A 17,966-nucleotide genomic window follows, 5' to 3' on the forward strand; every position below is an offset into this window, starting at 1 on the left:
CACAGACTTGAGCATCATCCAATGAACGCGTTAATGGCGGGTAACCTTAAGCCGGAGCATGAGCCCTTTGGTCTGTTCGCGCGCTGGATGGAGGAGGCGCGGGCCAAGGAAATCAACGATCCCGAGGCCATGTGCCTGGCGAGCGTGGACAAAAACGGCCTGCCCAACGCCCGCATGGTCCTGCTGCGCGGATATGACGAGCGCGGCTTCGTCTTCTACACCAATCGCGAAAGCGCCAAGGGCGGCGAGCTCGAATCACATCCCATGGCCGCCGGCGTTCTGCACTGGAAAAGCCTGCGCAAACAGTTCCGCTTTCGCGGGCCGGTCGAACATGTGACGGAGGCCGAATCGGACCTTTATTTCGCCGGCCGGCCGCGCGACAGCCGCATCGGCGCCTGGGCCAGCGCGCAATCGCGGCCGCTGGAGAGCCGATTCGCCCTGGAAAAGGCGGTGGCGGCGCAGGCCGCGCGCTTCGGCCTCGGCGAAGTCCCGCGCCCGCCGCATTGGGGCGGCTATCGCATCCGCCCCGTCGAAATCGAGTTCTGGACGGACAAGCCGTTCCGCCTGCACGAACGCCTGTGCTACCGCCGCGCCGCGCCGCAGGGCGACTGGAGTTGCGAGGCGCTCTATCCATGAGCGGATCGCGCCGTCACTACCCCGACCACCCCGCGGTGGCGGTGAGCATCGCCGTGTTTCGCGAGGGCGAGGTGTTGCTGGCGACCCGCACCGCCGCGCCCTATCGCAATGTGTTCACCCTGCCGGGCGGGCTGGTCGAAACCGGCGAATCGCTGGAGCAGGCGGCCTTGCGCGAATTGCGTGAGGAGACCGGGGTCATCGCCGAAATCGCCGGTTTCAACCAGCCGGTCGAGCATATCGAGCGCGATTCGGCGGGGCGGGTGGAGCGCCATTACGTCATTCTGTCCTTCGCGGCGCGCTGGCTGGCGGGCGAAGGCAAGCCGAGCGCCGAGGCCGGCGAAATCCTGTGGCGGCGTCCCGACGATCTCGCCGATCTCGCGCTGACGCCGCGCGTCGCGCATGTGATCGCAGACGCGCACAAACTGGTGGAGCGCGGTCGATGAGGGCGCGTATCGCCTTGCCCGTGCTGCTGGCCGCGCTGCTGACCTCGGAGCCCGCGCCGGCGCAATTCTTCCAGTTCTTCAACCCGCAGCCGGCGCGGCCCCCGGTCGCCGCGCCGCCGCCGCGCGAGGCCAAGCCGAAACCGAAGAAGCCGCGCGCCAAACAGGAGCAGCGCCGGCCCGTCGCCAAGGCCGAACCGAAAAAGCCGGATGCGCCCAAGGTCGAGGGGCCGCCGCCGCCGTTCGAGCCGCAGCTCCTGCGTCTCTCCGAGATCATGGGCGCGCTGGCGGTGCTCGACCCGCTCTGCGGCGACAGCGGCAAGGCCGGCTGGCGCGACAATATGCAGAAACTGATGGACGCCCAGGAGTCCGGCCCCATGCAGCGCGAGCGTCTCGCCGGCGCCTATAATCGCGGCCTGCGCGGCTACACCTATTTCCATCGGCGCTGCACCGATGGCGCGGAGCTGGCGCGGGTCCGGCTGATGGACGAAGGTGGGCGGCTCGCCCACGAGATCGCCACGACCTACCGCGAAAGATAGTCCGATCAAGGCGTTGGCGCGATTTCGGCCGATGCGCGCCGCACGAGCCGGGCGGAAAAAATGTTAACCGTTTATTAAGACCCTGCTCGCCACCGCCGGCTTTGACGGCTAAGCTTTGTCCATGATGACCCCGAACGATTCTGAAGACGATGTCGAGCTGACCGGCGCCGAGGACGAGCGCCGCGCGGCTCTGGCCTTTGTCACCGAGGCCTTTGCCGAAGCCATTCTGTCGGGCGTCGAAAGCGAAAGCTTCGCTCATGCCGCCCTGTTCGCCGCCTTGCAGGAGCTGGTCGAGACCTATGGCGAGGACGCGGTCGCGGCCTTCGCCTCGCGCCTGCCGCAGCGGATCACCTCCGGCGAGTTCACGGTCGCGCTGAAACACTGAGGCGAGACCTCTGAGGCCAATCGCGCCTCAGCGGGCGGCGGCCGACCGGGGCGCGCCCGCGAGCCAGGCGAACACGCTTTTCAACGATCTTTTTCCGCGCAGGTCGCGCCGAACCGGCGTGAGCCGCGAAAAATCCAGCGTCGCCGGCAGTTTTTCGGCCTCGAGCGTGGCGAAGGCGCCGCGCAGACGCTCCGCCCCCCGGCGCCAATCTTCCACCCGTCGCGCCGCCTCTTCATCTTGCTCCAGAAGGCCGGCGATTTCCGCGCGCCGCGCGGGATCGAGCCGATCGTCGGCAAAAAGGTGCAAATCCACCTCGGCGACGCCGCAAGCGGTGCGCAGGTGCGAAAGCCGCCGCCCCGAAATTTCGCTCGACAGTTCGGCGCGGGCGCGGGCGAGGCCCGCGAGCGCCTGGGCGGCGCTGATGTCGAGCACGGCGGCGATGTCCTCGTGACCGAGCCGCTCCAGCGCGGCGAGAGCGAGCAGCGCCCGCGACTCGAAGGACAAGCGCGGCAGCGCCCGCGCTTCGGGCGACCAGGGGAAATGCCGGCCGCCGCCGCAGGCCGCCGCGCCTGCGCCTTGGGCGGCCACGTCGCGCGCCAGCCGGGTGAGGCGGCGCAGCATGGCGAGCCGCAGCGCGCCCGAATGTTGCGCAGAATGTTGGGTTGAGCCTTGCAGCAGTCCGGCGCGCCAGAAACTCAGCAGGGTCGCCTGGGCGAGATCGTCGGCGTCCTGGTCGGCGCGGCTGCGCGAACAGGCGCGCGCCCCCGCCACCGGCCAGCGGCCGAGCACGGCATGGGCGTAACGCCGCAGGGAAAGAGCCAGACCGGCCACACTCTCGCGCATGGCGCAAACCGCCCCTTGCTTAAGTCCACGCCCGAAGGATCGAAACGCGGTTCACAAATCGTTAAGAATTAATAAACTGATTCACGCGTCCCCGCCAGACGGCGACAGCGCCAGCGCGCGTTTTCGCCTGTGACAGGGCGTGACGGCGGGGCGCTGGCGTCCCCGCTCTTGCTTCCGGCGCCCGGCGCGGGTAAATGCCGCGAACGCGCAATTGTGGACCCGACGCGGCGAATCGGCCGACGCCCCAAAGGCGCCGCTCGCGCCACGCGGAACCGACGATCAGGATTGTTCATGACGATGATTACAGCGGACCCCGCCCCCCTCGCGGTTACATCGGGCGTCTTGCGCGGCAAGCGCGGGCTGGTGATGGGCCTCGCCAACAACCGCTCGATCGCCTGGGGCATCGCCAAGGCGGCGCGGCTCGCCGGCGCGGAGATCGCGCTGACCTATCAGGGCGAGGCGCTGGAGCGGCGCGTGCGCCCGCTCGCCGCCGAACTCGAGGCCCATGTGGTCGGCGAATGCGACGTCACCAACGGCGAGTCGATCGACAAGGTTTTCGCCGAAGTCGAAAAGCTCTGGGGCAAGCTGGACTTCCTGGTCCATTGCATCGCCTATTCCGACAAGGACGAGCTCACCGGCCGCTACATCGACACCACCGAGCAGAATTTCACCACTTCGCTGTCGATCTCCTGCTATTCCTTCACCGCCGTCGCGCAGCGCGCGGAAAAGCTGATGAAGGACGGCGGGTCCATGCTGACCCTGACCTATTACGGTGCGGAAAAGTGGATGCCGCATTACAATGTGATGGGCGTCGCCAAGGCCGCGCTGGAGGCCAGCGTGCGCTATCTCGCCGCCGACCTCGGCGAGAAGAACATTACGGTCAACGCCATTTCCGCCGGTCCGATCAAGACGCTCGCCGCCTCCGGCATCGGCGATTTCCGCTACATCCTGAAGTGGAACGAATATAACGCGCCGCTGCGCCGCACCGTGACCATCGAGGAAGTCGGCGAAAGCGCCGTGTTCCTGCTCTCTCCCATGTCGCGCGGGATCACCGGCGAAATCCTGCATGTCGACGCCGGCTACCATGTCGTCGGCATGAAGAATCCCAAGGCGCCCGACATCGGCGAAATCGTCAAGAAGGATTGACGGCGCTGCAGCTGTTCTTCCTGCGCCACGGCGAAACCGACTGGAACGCCGAAGGGCGCCTGCAGGGCCAGCAGGACATTCCGCTCAACGCTTTGGGTCGCCGCCAGGCGGCCCAGGCCGGCCGCAAGCTCAAGAAAATTTTTGGCGCAGGCGGCGTTCCGGCGGTCTGGCAGGCCTCGCCGCTCACGCGCACCCGCGACACAATGACGCTGGCGCGCGCCGAACTGGGCCTGCCCGCCGCGGGCGTGCGCCTCGACGACCGCTTGAAAGAGTTCACCTTCGGCCGCTGGGAAGGTAAGACCTGGCCGGACGTCATGGCCCTGGACCCCGAGGGCGCGGCGGCGCGGGACCGCGACAAGTGGAATTTTTGCCCCCCCGGCGGCGAATCCTACGCCCATCTGGCGGAGCGGCTGCGGCCCTGGCTCGCCGAACAGCAGCCGCCGACGGTGGTCGTCTCCCATGGCGGCGTCGCCCGCGCGCTGATGCATCTCATCGGCGGCCTCCCCATCGAGCGCGCCCCCACCGCCGACATCTGGCAGGGCAGGGTGCTGGTGTTTTCAACGGGGAAGTTCGAGTGGGTGTGAGGCGGGCGCGAATTTTTGTGCGCACAGGTCGGGCGAATGGTTGGGCGGCCAGGCTCCGCGCAGGATATTGCCGCCGATTTGCGTGACCAGCGTCCGATAGGTCGCGCCATCGCCGGCGACGCAGGCCATGCCGGCGAATTCGTTGAGGCTCCAGACGCTGTGGGGATAACGCGCGCGCGCCTCTTCAAAACCCCGCTTCATTTTCGGCCAGGAGGCTTCGGTCTCGCCGAAAAAGTCGACATTGCCGCTGTTGGTGGCCAAAATCCTGAGATAGATCCAGGTGTAGAGCATCGCGCCATATGTGTTCCTGGGGTTCTCCGTGGCCTCCGTGGCGAAAGCCTCCACCAATTTCCAGGAGCCTCCCCATTTCGGGCTGAGATGGTCGGCGACCTGCGTATAGTCCTGGGAACAGTCCTGCTTGGTCTCGACCGCTTGCTTGAGGGCGTCCATCGCCTGTTGCATCGGCGCGCCGGATTCGGTGAGCACGCCAATATATTCGCGGTGCCAAACCGGATTGTTCGCGGCGTAGGCCTTGCTTTCGCGCAGGACGGCCTCGGCCTTGGCCATGCGGTCCCGGAACAGCCGCCATCCCTCGGGCGAGACGGTGTTGGCGTAGCCGCCTCCGCGCGCGTTCCAGGCGTAAACGCGCCAATAGATGGCCTCCGTGACCGCGGCGGCCGCTGATTTCGGCTTGGCGTCCCGCCAATGCCGGAGGATTCGGCCGTCCTTCTCCCAATAGGCGGCGCTGAATCGCCGCGAAAGCGAGGTGTGGTACGTCAGCAGCTTGAGCCCGCCATTGGCGCTCCGCTGGTTCGGCTGATTCCAATCGTCGAACAGCCGGTCGAGATCGTCGAATTGCTCCCGCTCGAACAGCTGGTCGGGGAGCGCCGCGAGCTGCAGCCAGCTGTTGCCGCCGTCGAACCATTTGGGCCGGCCCTCGGCGTCCAGATCGCCGACGCCCGTATCCGCCGGAATCGTCGGCGCGAGGTCGCCGGTGAAGGAGCCGTCGGGCGGCGACAGATGGTAGCGCATGTTCAGATTGGCGAGGTAGCGCGCATAGGCGTAACCGTCATTCTGTGCGGCGACCTGCGCCGGCGTCAGTGGGGACCTGGTCGCGTCCTCGGCGGCGCCGGCGGAGGCGGAAAGAGACAAAAGAAAAGCGAGGGAAAATAGAGGGGATCGCATGCCGCAACGATAGCCGGCGGCGCGTTGCGCAAGGCCTAACGCGCCGCTTAAAATTCAGGGCAATCACCTAGGCGGCGGCCCTAGGTTGCCGAAGCGTCATGCGTGACTAACTTGCCCGAACTGAAGCGCCGCTTGGGGCGCGATTCGCGAGACCGATCCTTGACCGACCGCCGGGCCATCGCAGAAAAAGTCAGAGCGCGCGCCACCGAGGCCGGGCGCGCCTTCGCCTTCCATTTCTTTCTGCGCTACGGCGACCACACCGATCCCGCGACCGCGCGCGACTGCGCCCTCGCCCGGCGCTTTTTCGCCCTGGCCGCCGGGGAGGCCCTGGCGGAGCAAAAAATGCTCGATGAGGCCGACCGGCCGCTGATGAGCGAATATGCGCTTGCCGCCGTCGAGGTCGCGTTCAACGAGCGTTTGCGCGCCCTGGCGGCGGAGAAATTCGAACCCGTCCGGTTGGGCTGGACCCCGGATCAGTCCCGGGACGCCCCGTCGCCGCCGCCGGCCTGAGCGTCGCGCTCGCCGTTCTGTTCCAGCTGTTCCGCCAGCTCCGCCGCCAGCCCGAAAAATTTCCGCCGCACGTCGGGGGCGTAGGGGTTCATCCGCTCGATGGCGTAAAAAACCTCGGGCGCGTCATAGCGCACCATCTCGACCACCCGCATCAGCAGATCGAAGCTGACGGTGGTCATGGCGCGGGGCAGGGGCTCCATCTCCACCAAAACCTTGGCGATCAGATGCACAAGGCCCTGCACCATGGCGGCCTCGCGGTCGTGCTGTTCCGGCGTGGCGATGATCGCGTCGAGCGCCAGGGTCTGGCGCAGCCAGCCCGCCAGCGGCCGGGTCCAATGGCCGCGAATCGGGCAGAGCACGATCTTCATCCCCTTGACGCCGCCGCGCGCGGATTGCGGTCCGAACATCGGATGGGTGCCGATAATGTCGACCTGCTCCGGCAATTCCTCGCGCATGATCTGCGCCGGCAAGACTTTGACGGAACAGACGTCGATGACCAGAGCGCCCTGGCGCAGGTGCGGCCGAATGTCGCGGCAGGTCTGGCGCAGCGCCGGGACCGGCACGGCGAGGATCACCACGTCGCAGCCGGCGGCTTCCGCCAGGCTGGCGAAGCGCACGCCCTTGATCGGCTCCTTCGGGGTGGGATCGTAGCCGAGCAGCGGCAGCCGGGCGCCGACATGGGCGGCGATCAGCCGGCCGAAGGCGCCGAGACCGATCAGTCCGATCCGCGGCGGCCCGCCTTTTCTCCTGACCGGATGTTTCGAACCCTGATTCATATCTCCCCGCGCGCCTGACTTGCTTTGGCCCGGTCAAGCCGTTCACCCCGCGAAAGTCAAGTTCCGCACAGCGCCCGGGGCTGAACGCCAACCGTGGTCTTAACCATTTGGAAGCCATTCCGAACAAATATGCGTTCAAGGCGCCGTTGGGTCGTGAAGCCGCGGCGGGGCGGCGCCAGTAAGAGTTCCTCATTGCGATGATGTCTTGACGACTAGGGCGCGCGTTCTCTGGCGCCCGACGCTGATTGCAGCGGTCGCGCCGATGATTTTTTGCGTCGCGTTCGGATTTGAGTCGGTTTGCCGCGTCAGGGCGCGGCAAACGCGAAGGCATATTGCCCAGGGATTGTCGCATGAGTCATTTTCGTACCCGTTTGCTGGCCTCCGTCGCCGGCGCCGCCATGATCGCGCATGCGCACGCCGGTCAATTCGTCAATGGCGGCTTTGAAGCGGGGACGCTCACGGGCTGGACCCAGGGCGGCGGCGTCTGGTCGAGCGGCGATTATCCCGTCCCCGCCGATTACCTGCCCGGCGGACGGAATTACGTCGCCAATTCGGCCGCAATCACGATCATGAACCCGGGCTACGACCCCAACACCGACGACAGGCTCGCCACGGTCTATAGCGGCGGCCATTCCGTGATGATCAACAATCCGACGCCGGACAATTCCGTCTCGGTGCTCAGCCAGCGCGTCAGCGCTTACACGGATTCGCACATTTCCTTCGCCTTCGCCGCGGTGCTGGAATCCTCTCACGGCCTGACCGATTCCGATTCCTTCATCGTCACCGCCACCGACGCTACGCTGAACAAGGTGATCTATAGCTACAACATCAATTCGGCCAACGCGCCCGGCCTGTTCAATCCGTCCCAGCTCCAGAAGGGATGGTATTATTCGAACTGGATGACCCAGTACATCAATGTCGGCCGTCTCGCCGGCCATGACTTCGTCCTGTCGATCCTGGCCAATGACTGCCCCTATGGCGCGCATGCCGGCTACGCCTATCTCGACAATGTCGGCTCCGCCGTGCCGCCGGTGTCCGGCGACGGCATCCAGTACTGGAATGGCGCGGCGAAGGGCCCGACCGGCGCGCTTGGCGGCGGCGACGGAACCTGGACCGCGCTGAGCCAGAACTGGACCGACAACACCGGCGTCTGGGGCGGCGCGCTCAACCCGTTGGTCGGCGGCCCGGTGTTCGCGGGGCCGAAGGGAACGGTCAAGGTCAGCAACAGCAATGGCCAGGTCAGCATTGGCGCGGCGCAATTCCTCACCGACGGCTATGTGATCAAGGGCGATCCGATCCGGCTTAGGGACGGCACCGTCTGGGTCGCGGTCGGCGACGGCAGCAACCAGGGCTATTCCGACATCACCGCCACAATCGACGCGCCGCTGTTTGGCGGCGGCGGCCTGACCAAGGTGGACAATGGCGTGCTCGTCCTCAACGGCGTCAACACCTATACCGGCGTCACCACCGCCGACACCGGCACGCTGATCGGCTCGGCCACGAGTTTCGGCAAGGGCCAGGTGATGATCTACGACAAATTCGTCATCGACCAGCCGACCGCCGCCAATTTCGACAATCTGATCAGCGGCTGGGGCTCGTTCGAGAAGCGCGGCGCCGGCATGCTGACCCTGACGGCGGCCAGCGATTTCTGGGGCGACACTTTGGTGTCGGCGGGCGAATTGCGCGTTCAGGGCGCGCTGTCGGGCTCAACCGTCACCGTCGGCGCCGGGGGCAAGCTCAGCGGCGCCGGAACGGTGGGCGGCGTGGTGGCGCAGGCGGGCGCGGTGGTCGCGCCGGGAACGGGCGCCCTCGACCGATTGACCGTCGCGGGCGACTACATCCAGCAGAAGGGCGCCGACCTGCAGATCCAGGTCAAGACGGTGACGGGCAACAGCGGGCTGACGGTCGCCGGCGCCGCCAAATTCGATCCCGCCGGCGGCGCGAAGCTCGACATCACCAATCTCGACCTCGCCAACGCCCAGAAGATCGACCGAAGCAACTACTGGATTCTGGAAAACCGCTACCCGATCCTCACCGCCGCCAAGGGCGTGAGCGGCGCGCCCTCGCTCGCCGGGCCGACTTTCGTCTCGGCCTTCTACGACCTCAAGGTCAACACCGACCAGACCCATGTCTATCTCGACGTGGCGCAGACCACGGCCTTCGACGCCTTCGCCCGGACCCGCAACCAGCGCGCCGCCGCGCAGGGCCTCGATTCCGTCAACAAGGGCGAGCTCTACAACGCCATCGGCTATCTCGGCACGGCGGCCGGCGATCCCCGGGCCGAGGCGCGGCGCGCCTATGACGCCATTTCCGGCGAGGTCTACGCCTCCGCCCGCACCGTGATGATCGAGGACAGCCGCATCGTGCGCGACACGTTCGTCCTGCGCCTGAGCGACGCCGAGGACGCCGATGTCTCCGCCTCGCTGCCGCTCGGCTATGCGCCGACGCAAACCGCCTTTCCCGCGCTCAAGGACGCGCCTGCGACGGCGAGCGCCAATGGGGCTTGGATCCAGGGCTTTGATACTTGGGGCTCGAACGCGAGCGACGGCAACGCCATGGCGCTCACCCATCGGACCGGCGGCGTGCTGTTCGGCTATGACAATCTGCTCGGCGATCTCGTCCGCGTCGGCGTCGCCGGCGGCCTCAGCCAGACCGCCTTCGACGTCGCCGATCGCGCCGCCAAGGGGACCAGCGACAATTGGCACGCCGGCGTCTATGCGGGAACCCGGCTGAACGGCTGGGGTTTGAAGGCGGGCGCGGCCTGGACGGCGAGCAATTTCAGCGTCGCGCGCACGGCGGCCTTCGACGCCGCCTCCAACGCCTTCTACCCCGGCTATTCCAACCGCCTGTCGGGCCGGGGCCGCGATTCCACGGCGCAAGCCTTCGGCGACCTCAGCTATCGCATGCGCGCCGGCGCGGCCTGGTACGAGCCCTACGACAATCTCGCCTATGTGAGCGTCAACAGCGACCCGTTCACCGAGACGGGCGGCGCGGCGGCGCTGCACGCCGTCTCCAACGATACGCGGGTCGCCTTCAACACGCTCGGCGTCCGCGCGGCCTATGCTTATAATGTGGGCGCGGCGGTCTCGACCCTGCGCGGCGAACTGGGCTGGCAGCACGCCTTCGGCGATCTCGCCCCGCAGCAGATGCTGAAATTCGTCGGCGGCTCCGCCTTCACCATCTATGGCGCGCCCGTGGCGGAAAACGCCATGGTGGTGAAGGGCGCGGTCGATGTGGCGCTGACGGACTCGCTGTTCGTGACGGCGCGCTATGGCGCGCAGCTCGCCAAATCCGCCAATGACCAGAGCGTCAAGGGCGCGATGGCCTACAAGTTCTGAGCGGCTCGGAGTTCAAAAAGCCGGAAGCAAGCCGCATCGACGCGTCATGCCCGTTCCCGGGCATGACGTGTGTCAGATGGTTCGCGTTCCGATTCTCTTACTTCACCGGGTCCGGCGCGTGGCAAACGCCCGGAAACGTGTTGAATTTCGACCAGTCCCCGCAGGTCGTGCAGCCGGAGACCAGCAGACAGACGGCGGCGATACTCAAAAACTTGCCCATATGGCGCCTGATCCCGAAAGAGCCTTCAAACGCGAGCTTGAGGGGAGAGGGGGGCAGGTGTCAAGCGGGCCAAATCTGGACCGAATTTACGCCGGAAAATCACAGGCGGCCGCGACCTCGGCGCCGGCCTCCAGCTCGCGCACAAATCCTTGCGTGCGCTCGCTGATCGCCTTCTGCGCCACGGAGCCGAGCACCAGCCGCAGCGGCGGGTTTTCGCTCTGCGCCGCCGCGATGATCGCGCGCGCCCCGCGAACGGGGTCACCGAGCTGGCTCCCGCTGCTGCTCTGCACGGCGTTGCGCCGGGCGAGGGCGGTTTCGGCATAGGCGGGGATCGGGTTTTTCGGCGTTTTCAGCGAGCGCCCCGCCCAATCCGTGCGGAACGGTCCGGGCTCGACGATCACAACCTTGACGCCGAGCGGGGCCAGCTCCTTGGACATGGCCTCGGACAGGCCTTCGACGGCGAATTTTGTGGCGTTGTAATAGCCGATGCCGGGAAAGCCGCAGACCCCGGCCATGGAGGAAATGTTGACGATCACGCCCGCCCCTTGCGCCCGCATGATCGGCAGCACGGCGCGGCACAGCGCGGCGAGCCCGAACACATTGGTCTCGAACATGGCGCGGATGTCGTCGTCCTCGCCCTCCTCGATCGCGGCGAGATAGCCATAGCCGGCATTGTTGACGAGCGCGTCGATGCGCCCGAACCTGTCCTGCGCCGCCTTTACTGCGGCGGCGATCGCGTCGGTCTTGTCGACGTCGAGCGCAAGGCCGAGGGCGTTTTCCGGCGAAAGCGCGACGAGGTCGGCGACTTTTTGCGCGTCGCGGGCGGTGACGACCACCTTTTTGCCGGCTTCCAGCAATTGCCGGGCGAGTTCGCGGCCAAATCCGGTGGAACATCCGGTGATGAACCAGACGGAGCGATCCGTTTGCGTCATATTTCCGCCTCCGATTGCATGGATTTCAAAACCTAACACCGATCCGCCGACCGGAAAACCGGTCGCGGAAAGGCCCCACTTTGCGGGTAGGACGCCGCCGTAAACCATGTTAGACCGGACCGCCCGCTTTGCGCGCGCCTGGCAGGGGTTGCGGACTCGCGACCCGCCCAAAAATCTAGCGGATTGAAAGATGAGCGAATTGGACGCCGAAACGATTGCCGTGTCCGAGGCGGGCGCCTCGGAGTCGCGCTCGCAGCCATCGGTCTTGCGCGGCGCGCGGCGTCCCGAATTGTTGCGTGACGAGATTCTGGCGGAAATCTTCGCCGCCACCGTCGAGGCGGCGCCCCAGGCCATCGCCATGACGACGATGGAGCGCAAGATTTCCTACGCCCGCGTCGACCACGAGGCGACCGCCATCGCGCGCGGCCTGATTCGCCGCGGCGTCGGCCCCGGGGATGTCGTCGGCCTCTGGGGCGCGCGCGGCCCCGAACTGCTGATCGGCCAGATCGCCATCGCCAAGACCGGCGCCGCCTGGCTGCCGTTCGACGCCGACGCGCCGGTCGAGCGCATCGACACCTGCCTGCAAGACGCGGGCGCCAAGGGCCTTCTCACCTCCGAAACTTTCGCCGCCAAGGCGAAAGGCGGGATCAGCGTCGCGCTCTTCACCGAGGCCGATCTGGTCGATCCCGCCGACCAGTCGCCGGTCGACGCGCGGAAGAACGGGGCGACGCCCGACCATCCCGCCTACATGATCTATACCTCGGGTTCGACGGGCACGCCGAAAGGCATTGTCATCACCGGGCGCAACATCTGCCATTACCTGCGCTCCGCCAACGAAAGCTATAAAATCAACGTCGACGACGTCGTGTTCCAGGGCGCCTCCATCGCCTTCGACCTGTCGATGGAGGAAATCTGGATTCCCTATCTGGTCGGCGCCGAGCTTTTTGTGGCCACGCCGGAAGTCCTGGGCGAGGCGGAAAAGCTGCCCGAACTGATGGAGGAAATCGGCGTCACCGTGCTCGACACGGTGCCGACGCTGCTGTCGCTGCTGCCGCGCGACATTCCCAGCCTGCGCGTCATCATTCTTGGCGGCGAGGCCTGCCCGCCCGCGGTCGCCGCGCGCTGGTGCAAGCCCGGCCGCACCATTTTCAATTCCTATGGCCCCACGGAAGCCACCGTGGTCGCCACCATGGCCGAGGTTTTGCCCGACAGGCCCGTGACCATCGGCGGTCCCATCGCCAATTACACCTGTTATGTCGCCGACGAGGCCAACACGCTGCTGCCGCGCGGCGTCGAAGGCGAGCTTTTGATCGGCGGTCCCGGCGTGGCGCGCGGCTATCTCAAGCGCGACCAGCTGACGGCGGAAAAATTCATCCCGAACCCGTTCCCCTCCACCGGGGACGATCCGATCCTCTATCGCTCCGGCGACGCCGTGGTGATGGAGGCGGACGGCAGCATTTCCTTCCACGGCCGCATCGACGACCAGGTGAAGATCCGCGGCTTTCGCGTCGAACTCGGCGAGATCGAATCCAAACTGTCGGTCCAGCCGGGGGTCAAGCAGGCGGCGGTGGTGCTGCGCAACGACGACGGCCTGGACCAGCTGGTCGCCTTCCTGGTCCCCGAACCGGGCGTGACCCTCGACCACAAGATTTTGCGCACCAATCTGCGCGCCACCCTGCCGCCCTATATGACGCCAGCGCGTTACGAGACGCGCGAGGCGCTGCCGCGCCTGTCCTCTGGAAAAGTCGACCGCAAGGCGCTGAAGAAGGAGCCGCTCACCGCGCCTTCCGCCGCGGACGAGACGCAGGAGGAGCCGCAGACCGAGACCGAGGCGATTCTGCTCGATGCGGCCAAAAAAGTGCTGCCGCCGCAAAGCATCCCGTTCGAGGCCGACTTCTTCACCGATCTCGGCGGCCATTCGCTGCTCGCCGCGCGCTTCGTCTCCATCGTCCGCCAGACGCCGCGGCTTGCCGGCGTCACCTTGCAGGACATGTATGCCGGCCGGACGCTCCGCGCCATATCCGCGCTGCTCGATGAAAAATCCGCGGTCGCGGGCGCGCCGAAAGATTTGTCGTTCGAGCCGCCGCCCTTGCTCCGGCGTTTTTTCTGCGGTCTCGCTCAGGCCATCGCCTTGCCGTTCATCGTGGCGCTGGCCACGGCGCAATGGCTCGGCATTTTCGTCTCCTACATGCTGCTCACCGACACCGACGCCTCCTTCCTGCAAGAGGTGGCCTCGCTGCTCGGCGTGTATCTGATCGTCCAGATTCTCACCGTCTTCATCGCCATAGCGGTCAAATGGATCGTCATCGGGCGGTTCAAGCCGGGCCGCTATCCGCTATGGGGTTTTTATTACTTCCGCTGGTGGCTGGTGGTGCGCGTGCTCATGCTCACGCACATCAAATGGTTCCAGGGCTCGCCCTTGATGCGGGTCTATCTCCAGGCTTTGGGAGTCAAGGTGGGCGCGGACGCCAATATTTCCGAGCTGGAAATGGGCGCGCTCGACCTCATTTCCATCGGCGCGGGCACGACCATCGGCCAGCGCGCCAACCTGTCCAACGTGTCCTTCGTCGGCAATGAGATGATTGTCGGCACGATCGACATCGGCCCGGATTGCTACGTCGGCACCAGCTGCGTGATCGAGGAGAATTGCGTGCTGGAGGAGGGCGCGGAGCTGCGCGACCTCACCGCCCTCGCGCCGCACACCCGCGTCCGCGCCTGGGAAATCTGGGACGGGTCGCCGGGCAAATGCGTCGGCTCCGTCGACAAGGAATCCTTGCGCCCCTTCGCCACCGTGTCCAAGGCCAAGCGCAGCCTGCAGACCTTCCTCTATACGCTGCTGCTGCTGTCGATTCCCCCGGTCGGTCTGCTGCCTTTGTTCCCGGCGTTCTGGGTGTTCGACCGCATCGACGAATTTTTGGGGCTCGCCGCGACCAGCCGCCAGCTCTATATGGCGGCCATTCCGATCATGGCCTGGCCCACCTCGTTCGTCATGGTGCTGGTGACCGTCGGGTTCATCGCCGGCGTGCGCTGGATCGTGCTGCCGCGGGTGCGCGAAGGCTATTATTCCGTCTTCTCCTGGTTCTACATGCGCAAATGGGCGGTGGCGCTGGCGACGGAAGTGACGCTCGAAACCCTGTCGTCGCTCTACGCCACCATCTACATGCGCGCCTGGTACCGCCTGATGGGCGCGAAAATCGGCAAGGATTCCGAGATTTCGACCAATCTTGCCGGCCGCTACGACCTCGTCGAGATCGGCGACAAATGTTTCATCGCCGACGAGGTGGTGCTGGGCGACGAGGATGTCCGGCGCGGCTGGATGCGCCTGGAAAAGCTCAAGACGGGCTCGCGGGTGTTCGTCGGCAATGACGGCGTGGTGCCGCCCGGCGCGGTCATCCCCGATGATTGCCTGATCGGCATCAAGTCAAAACCGCCGGCCAATGACCTGATGTCCCACCACGACACCTGGTTCGGGTCGCCGCCGATCAAATTGCCGGTGCGCCAGCGGTTTGACGGCGGCGGCGCCAACTGGACCTATGAAGCGCCGAAATGGCGCAAGGTTGCGCGCGGCGTTTTTGAAGCCGTCCATATTTCGCTTCCGACCATGCTGTTCATCACCTTCGGCACCTGGGCGATCGAATGGTTCGGGCCGGCCCTGCTCGACGGCCATTTCGGCCAGGTCTTGTGGATGTTCGTCGTCGCCTCGGCGATCATCGCCATGGCCATGACCGCCGTCGTCATCATGGTCAAATGGGTGACCATGGGTCGTTACGAGCCGGTGACAAAACCGATGTGGTCGTGGTGGGCGATGCGAACGGAAGCCGTGGCGGTGCTCTACTGGGGCCTCGCCGGCAAAGCTTTGTTGGAGCCTTTGCGCGGCACGCCGTTCCTGCCCTGGGTGATGCGGCTGTTCGGCGCCAAGATCGGCAAGGGGTGTTTGTTCGAAATGACCGACATCACCGAATTCGACTGCGTCGAGGTCGGCGATTTCTGCACCTTGAACTCGCTGTGCGCCCTGCAAACCCATTTGTACGAAGACCGGGTGATGAAAGTCGGCCGCGTCAAATTGGGCTCGGGCGTGACGGTCGGCGCGGGCTCCACGGTGCTCTACGATTCCCATGTCGGCGATTTCGCCCGGCTGGGGCCGCTGACCATTGTGATGAAGGGCGAATCGATCCCCGCCCATACGGAATGGGAGGGCTCGCCCGCCGTGCCCGCCAAGCCGAAGGCGGCGTGAAACCCTTGAAATTGCAGCCCTCGCCCCGAGGAGGCGCCGCAGGCGCCGTCTCGCAGGGCGAGGGCGGTCCCCGCGTCCCACGGCCTGCGCAATCCGCGAAGCGATCTTGCGCAAACCGTATGAAAGGTTACGGTCGTTCCCGGGAGGCTAGCGCCTGAGAATGAACCATCACAACGAGGCCTTGCGGGTCTGGTTTCGCCTGATCCGTCTGCACACGCGGAGCCGCATGGCGATCGCCAATCGCCTGCGCGCTTACGACCTGTCCGTGCCGCAATGCGACGTGCTGACCACGCTCACCGAGCGCGAGGGCATTTCGCAGCAGGAGCTGGCGGCGCGGCTTTATGTCACCAAGGGCAATATTTCCGGTCTGGTCGACCGTCTCGTCGCCAGCGGACTGGTGGAGCGCCGCTCCTTGCAGAGCGACCGCCGCTCGCACGCCATCCACCTGACCCCGGCCGGCCGCGAACTGGCGCGCAAGGGGATCGAGGCGCAGCAGGCCTTTGTCTCCGACACTTTTGGGCGGATCGCCCCGGAGCGGCTCGCCCAGCTCGACGATCTGCTGCTGGAGCTGCGCGAGCACGTCCGCGTCTCCGGCGACGCCGTGGAGCAGGACGCCTGATGACTCGAGGGAACGGGATCGCCTTGCGCCCACGCAATCGGCTGATGCGCGCGGCCCGTCGCCGGCGCACTGCATTCCGTCCCCCGTGGACACGAGCCTGACTTGACCGACTTCACCGATTTCGACGAGGCGTTTTTCGCCGCGCCGGCGCTCGCCTGGCGCGACGCGCTGAAAAAACGCGACTTTTCCGCCTGCGAATTGTTTGACGCCCTCTGGGGCCGCGTCATGGAGCGCAATCCGCCGCTCAACGCGCTGATCGCCTGGGACGAATCTTTCGCGCGACGCGCGGCCGAGGACTCGGATCGCCGGCTCGCCCGCCGCGACGGCCTGCCGCTCGACGGTCTGCCGCTGTCGATCAAGGACAGTTTCGCCGTCACCGGCATGCCGACCACCTCCGGCGCCGAGGAGCTCGCCGATTTTTTTGCCGAAGAGGACGCGCTCGCCGTGGCGCGGCTGCGCGCCGCCGGCGCGATCATCTTCGCCAAGAGCAACGTCCCCCGGCTGACCGGCGATTTCCAGACGCATAACGCGCTGTTCGACGCCACCAGCAACCCCTGGGATTTGTCCCGGTCGCCCGGAGGGTCCTCCGGCGGCGCGGCGGCGGCGGTCGCGGCGGGTTTCACCGCCTTCGAGCTGGGCTCGGACCTGGGCGGCTCCATCCGCTGGCCGGCGCATGCCTGCGGCGTCTACGGGCTGAAGACCAGCTGGAGCCAGGTCCCGATGCTCGGCCACATTCCGCCGCTGCCGTCGATCAAACTGAAAAGCCCGCCCGACATGGGCGTGGCCGGGCCGATGGCGCGCTCGGCCCGCGATCTGGAGCTGGCGCTGTCGATCGTCGCCGGGCCGGTCAACGCCGCCGGCCCCGCTTTTTTGCAAAAGCCCAGGCGCCGGGCGCCGAAAGACTGGCGGATCGCGCTTTGGCTGGAGCCGGGTTTCGCCCCCGTCGACCCGGAAGTGGAGCAGGGCGTGTTGCTGGCGGCCGATCTTTTCCGCGAGGCCGGGGCGCGCATCGAGCCGGAAAAGCCCGGTTTCGCCCTGGCGGAGGCGCTGGAGATCTACGCCCTGCTCAACTTCGCCATCGGTTTCGCCGGCGCGCCGCCCAAGGCGCGCGACGAGGCGCTGGCGCAGGCCGGCGACTCCGAATGGGCGGCGCTGCGGGCGCGGGCCGCGCGCATGGATGCGGCGGCCTATGCCGCGCTGATGACCCGTCGCGCCGCGATCAAGCGCGCCTTCGCCGCTTTTTTCGAAAATTGGGACGCCATTTTATGCCCGCCGGCGCCTTGTCTCGCCATCACGCACGATCTTTCGCCCGATCCGTTTTCACGACGCCTGCCTCTGCGCGGCGGCGAATTGCCGTACCACGACCTGCTCAAATGGGCCTGCCTGGCGGCGCTCGCGCATCTGCCGGCGGCGGTCGCCCCGGTGACCCCGGGACCCTCCGGCCTGCCGCGCGGCGCGCAAATTATTTGTCCCTATGACGAGGATCGCTCCGCCATCGCTTTGGCGCAGATTCTGGAGGAGCAACACAAATTTTCGCCGCCGCCATTTCCTTTTGGCACAGGGGAATGAGGGCCTATTT

General features: G+C 66.5%; 16 protein-coding genes. 11 read left to right on the forward strand and 5 right to left on the reverse strand.

The window, feature by feature from the left end; translation table 11 throughout:
- The first annotated feature begins 21 nt into the window (after positions 1-21).
- The 4 genes from pdxH to M2320_RS16935 all read left to right on the forward strand — a co-directional run bounded on the left by pdxH (position 22) and on the right by M2320_RS16935 (position 2,000).
- Positions 22-636 (forward strand): pyridoxamine 5'-phosphate oxidase, encoded by a 615-nt coding sequence (gene pdxH, locus M2320_RS16920; RefSeq protein ID WP_264598284.1) that lies wholly within the window; start codon positions 22-24, stop codon positions 634-636.
- A complete protein-coding gene (locus M2320_RS16925) occupies positions 633-1,079 on the forward strand; it encodes an NUDIX hydrolase (protein ID WP_264598285.1) in 447 nt (148 codons plus the stop codon). Before pdxH ends, M2320_RS16925 begins: the two co-directional genes overlap by 4 nt.
- Entirely contained in the window at positions 1,076-1,615 is a 540-nt protein-coding gene (locus tag M2320_RS16930; RefSeq protein ID WP_184428656.1) for a TIGR02301 family protein, read from the forward strand. Before M2320_RS16925 ends, M2320_RS16930 begins: the two co-directional genes overlap by 4 nt.
- A 121-nt stretch (positions 1,616-1,736) precedes the next feature.
- The gene (locus tag M2320_RS16935) at positions 1,737-2,000 is read left to right on the forward strand and encodes a hypothetical protein (RefSeq protein ID WP_425540691.1); all 264 of its coding nucleotides are present in this window, start codon (positions 1,737-1,739) and stop codon (positions 1,998-2,000) included.
- Positions 2,001-2,027: 27 nt separating this feature from the next.
- Here the strand turns inward: M2320_RS16935 and M2320_RS16940 are convergent, their stop codons facing one another.
- Positions 2,028-2,843: an anti-sigma factor family protein gene (locus M2320_RS16940; protein WP_264598286.1), complete on the reverse strand. Its 816-nt coding sequence runs from the start codon at positions 2,841-2,843 to the stop codon at positions 2,028-2,030.
- A 297-nt stretch (positions 2,844-3,140) separates the two neighbouring features.
- On the opposite strand from M2320_RS16940, the gene fabI reads away from it, so the two are divergent.
- Both fabI and M2320_RS16950 read left to right on the forward strand, forming a co-directional pair.
- Positions 3,141-3,989 carry an enoyl-ACP reductase FabI gene (gene fabI, locus M2320_RS16945; RefSeq protein WP_264598329.1) on the forward strand — a complete coding sequence of 283 codons (849 nt, stop codon included), beginning with the start codon at positions 3,141-3,143 and terminating at the stop codon, positions 3,987-3,989.
- Positions 3,986-4,573: a histidine phosphatase family protein gene (locus M2320_RS16950; RefSeq protein ID WP_264598287.1), complete on the forward strand. Its 588-nt coding sequence runs from the start codon at positions 3,986-3,988 to the stop codon at positions 4,571-4,573. The genes fabI and M2320_RS16950 overlap by 4 nt, the downstream gene beginning before the upstream one ends.
- Here M2320_RS16950 and M2320_RS16955 read toward each other — a convergent pair.
- Complete coding sequence (locus M2320_RS16955) at positions 4,547-5,725, reverse strand: DUF4034 domain-containing protein (protein WP_264598288.1); 1,179 nt, start codon at positions 5,723-5,725, stop codon at positions 4,547-4,549. The genes M2320_RS16950 and M2320_RS16955 overlap by 27 nt on opposite strands.
- Before the next feature lie 192 nt (positions 5,726-5,917).
- Here M2320_RS16955 and M2320_RS16960 point away from each other — a divergent pair, with 192 nt between their 5' ends.
- On the forward strand, positions 5,918-6,268 hold the full coding sequence (locus M2320_RS16960; RefSeq protein WP_264598289.1) for a hypothetical protein: 351 nt from the start codon (positions 5,918-5,920) through the stop codon (positions 6,266-6,268).
- Here the strand turns inward: M2320_RS16960 and M2320_RS16965 are convergent.
- Entirely contained in the window at positions 6,232-7,044 is an 813-nt protein-coding gene (locus M2320_RS16965; RefSeq protein ID WP_264598290.1) for a prephenate dehydrogenase/arogenate dehydrogenase family protein, read from the reverse strand. The two genes, M2320_RS16960 and M2320_RS16965, sit on opposite strands and share 37 nt — an antisense overlap.
- A 350-nt stretch (positions 7,045-7,394) precedes the next feature.
- Between M2320_RS16965 and M2320_RS16970 the strand changes: the two genes are divergently transcribed.
- Positions 7,395-10,382, forward strand: coding sequence for an autotransporter domain-containing protein (locus M2320_RS16970; protein ID WP_264598291.1), 2,988 nt, complete (start codon positions 7,395-7,397; stop codon positions 10,380-10,382).
- 97 nt (positions 10,383-10,479) lie between these two features.
- Here M2320_RS16970 and M2320_RS16975 read toward each other — a convergent pair whose 3' ends face one another.
- Both M2320_RS16975 and M2320_RS16980 read right to left on the reverse strand, forming a co-directional pair.
- Positions 10,480-10,602, reverse strand: coding sequence for a hypothetical protein (locus M2320_RS16975; protein WP_264598292.1), 123 nt, complete (start codon positions 10,600-10,602; stop codon positions 10,480-10,482).
- A gap of 86 nt (positions 10,603-10,688) precedes the next feature.
- Complete coding sequence (locus tag M2320_RS16980; RefSeq protein WP_264598293.1) at positions 10,689-11,534, reverse strand: oxidoreductase; 846 nt, start codon at positions 11,532-11,534, stop codon at positions 10,689-10,691.
- A gap of 190 nt (positions 11,535-11,724) precedes the next feature.
- Here M2320_RS16980 and M2320_RS16985 point away from each other — a divergent pair, with 190 nt between their 5' ends.
- The 3 genes from M2320_RS16985 (at position 11,725) to M2320_RS16995 (ending at position 17,956) form a co-directional block, all read left to right on the forward strand.
- Positions 11,725-15,768, forward strand: coding sequence for a Pls/PosA family non-ribosomal peptide synthetase (locus M2320_RS16985; RefSeq protein ID WP_264598294.1), 4,044 nt, complete (start codon positions 11,725-11,727; stop codon positions 15,766-15,768).
- A 160-nt stretch (positions 15,769-15,928) separates the two neighbouring features.
- Positions 15,929-16,387 (forward strand): MarR family winged helix-turn-helix transcriptional regulator, encoded by a 459-nt coding sequence (locus tag M2320_RS16990; RefSeq protein ID WP_264598295.1) that lies wholly within the window; start codon positions 15,929-15,931, stop codon positions 16,385-16,387.
- A 102-nt stretch (positions 16,388-16,489) separates the two neighbouring features.
- Positions 16,490-17,956 carry an amidase family protein gene (locus M2320_RS16995; protein WP_264598296.1) on the forward strand — a complete coding sequence of 489 codons (1,467 nt, stop codon included), beginning with the start codon at positions 16,490-16,492 and terminating at the stop codon, positions 17,954-17,956.
- The last annotated feature ends 10 nt before the right edge of the window (positions 17,957-17,966 follow it).

This window comes from Rhodoblastus acidophilus (genome assembly GCF_025961575.1).
In the GTDB taxonomy this organism is placed as follows: domain Bacteria; phylum Pseudomonadota; class Alphaproteobacteria; order Rhizobiales; family Beijerinckiaceae; genus Rhodoblastus; species Rhodoblastus acidophilus_C.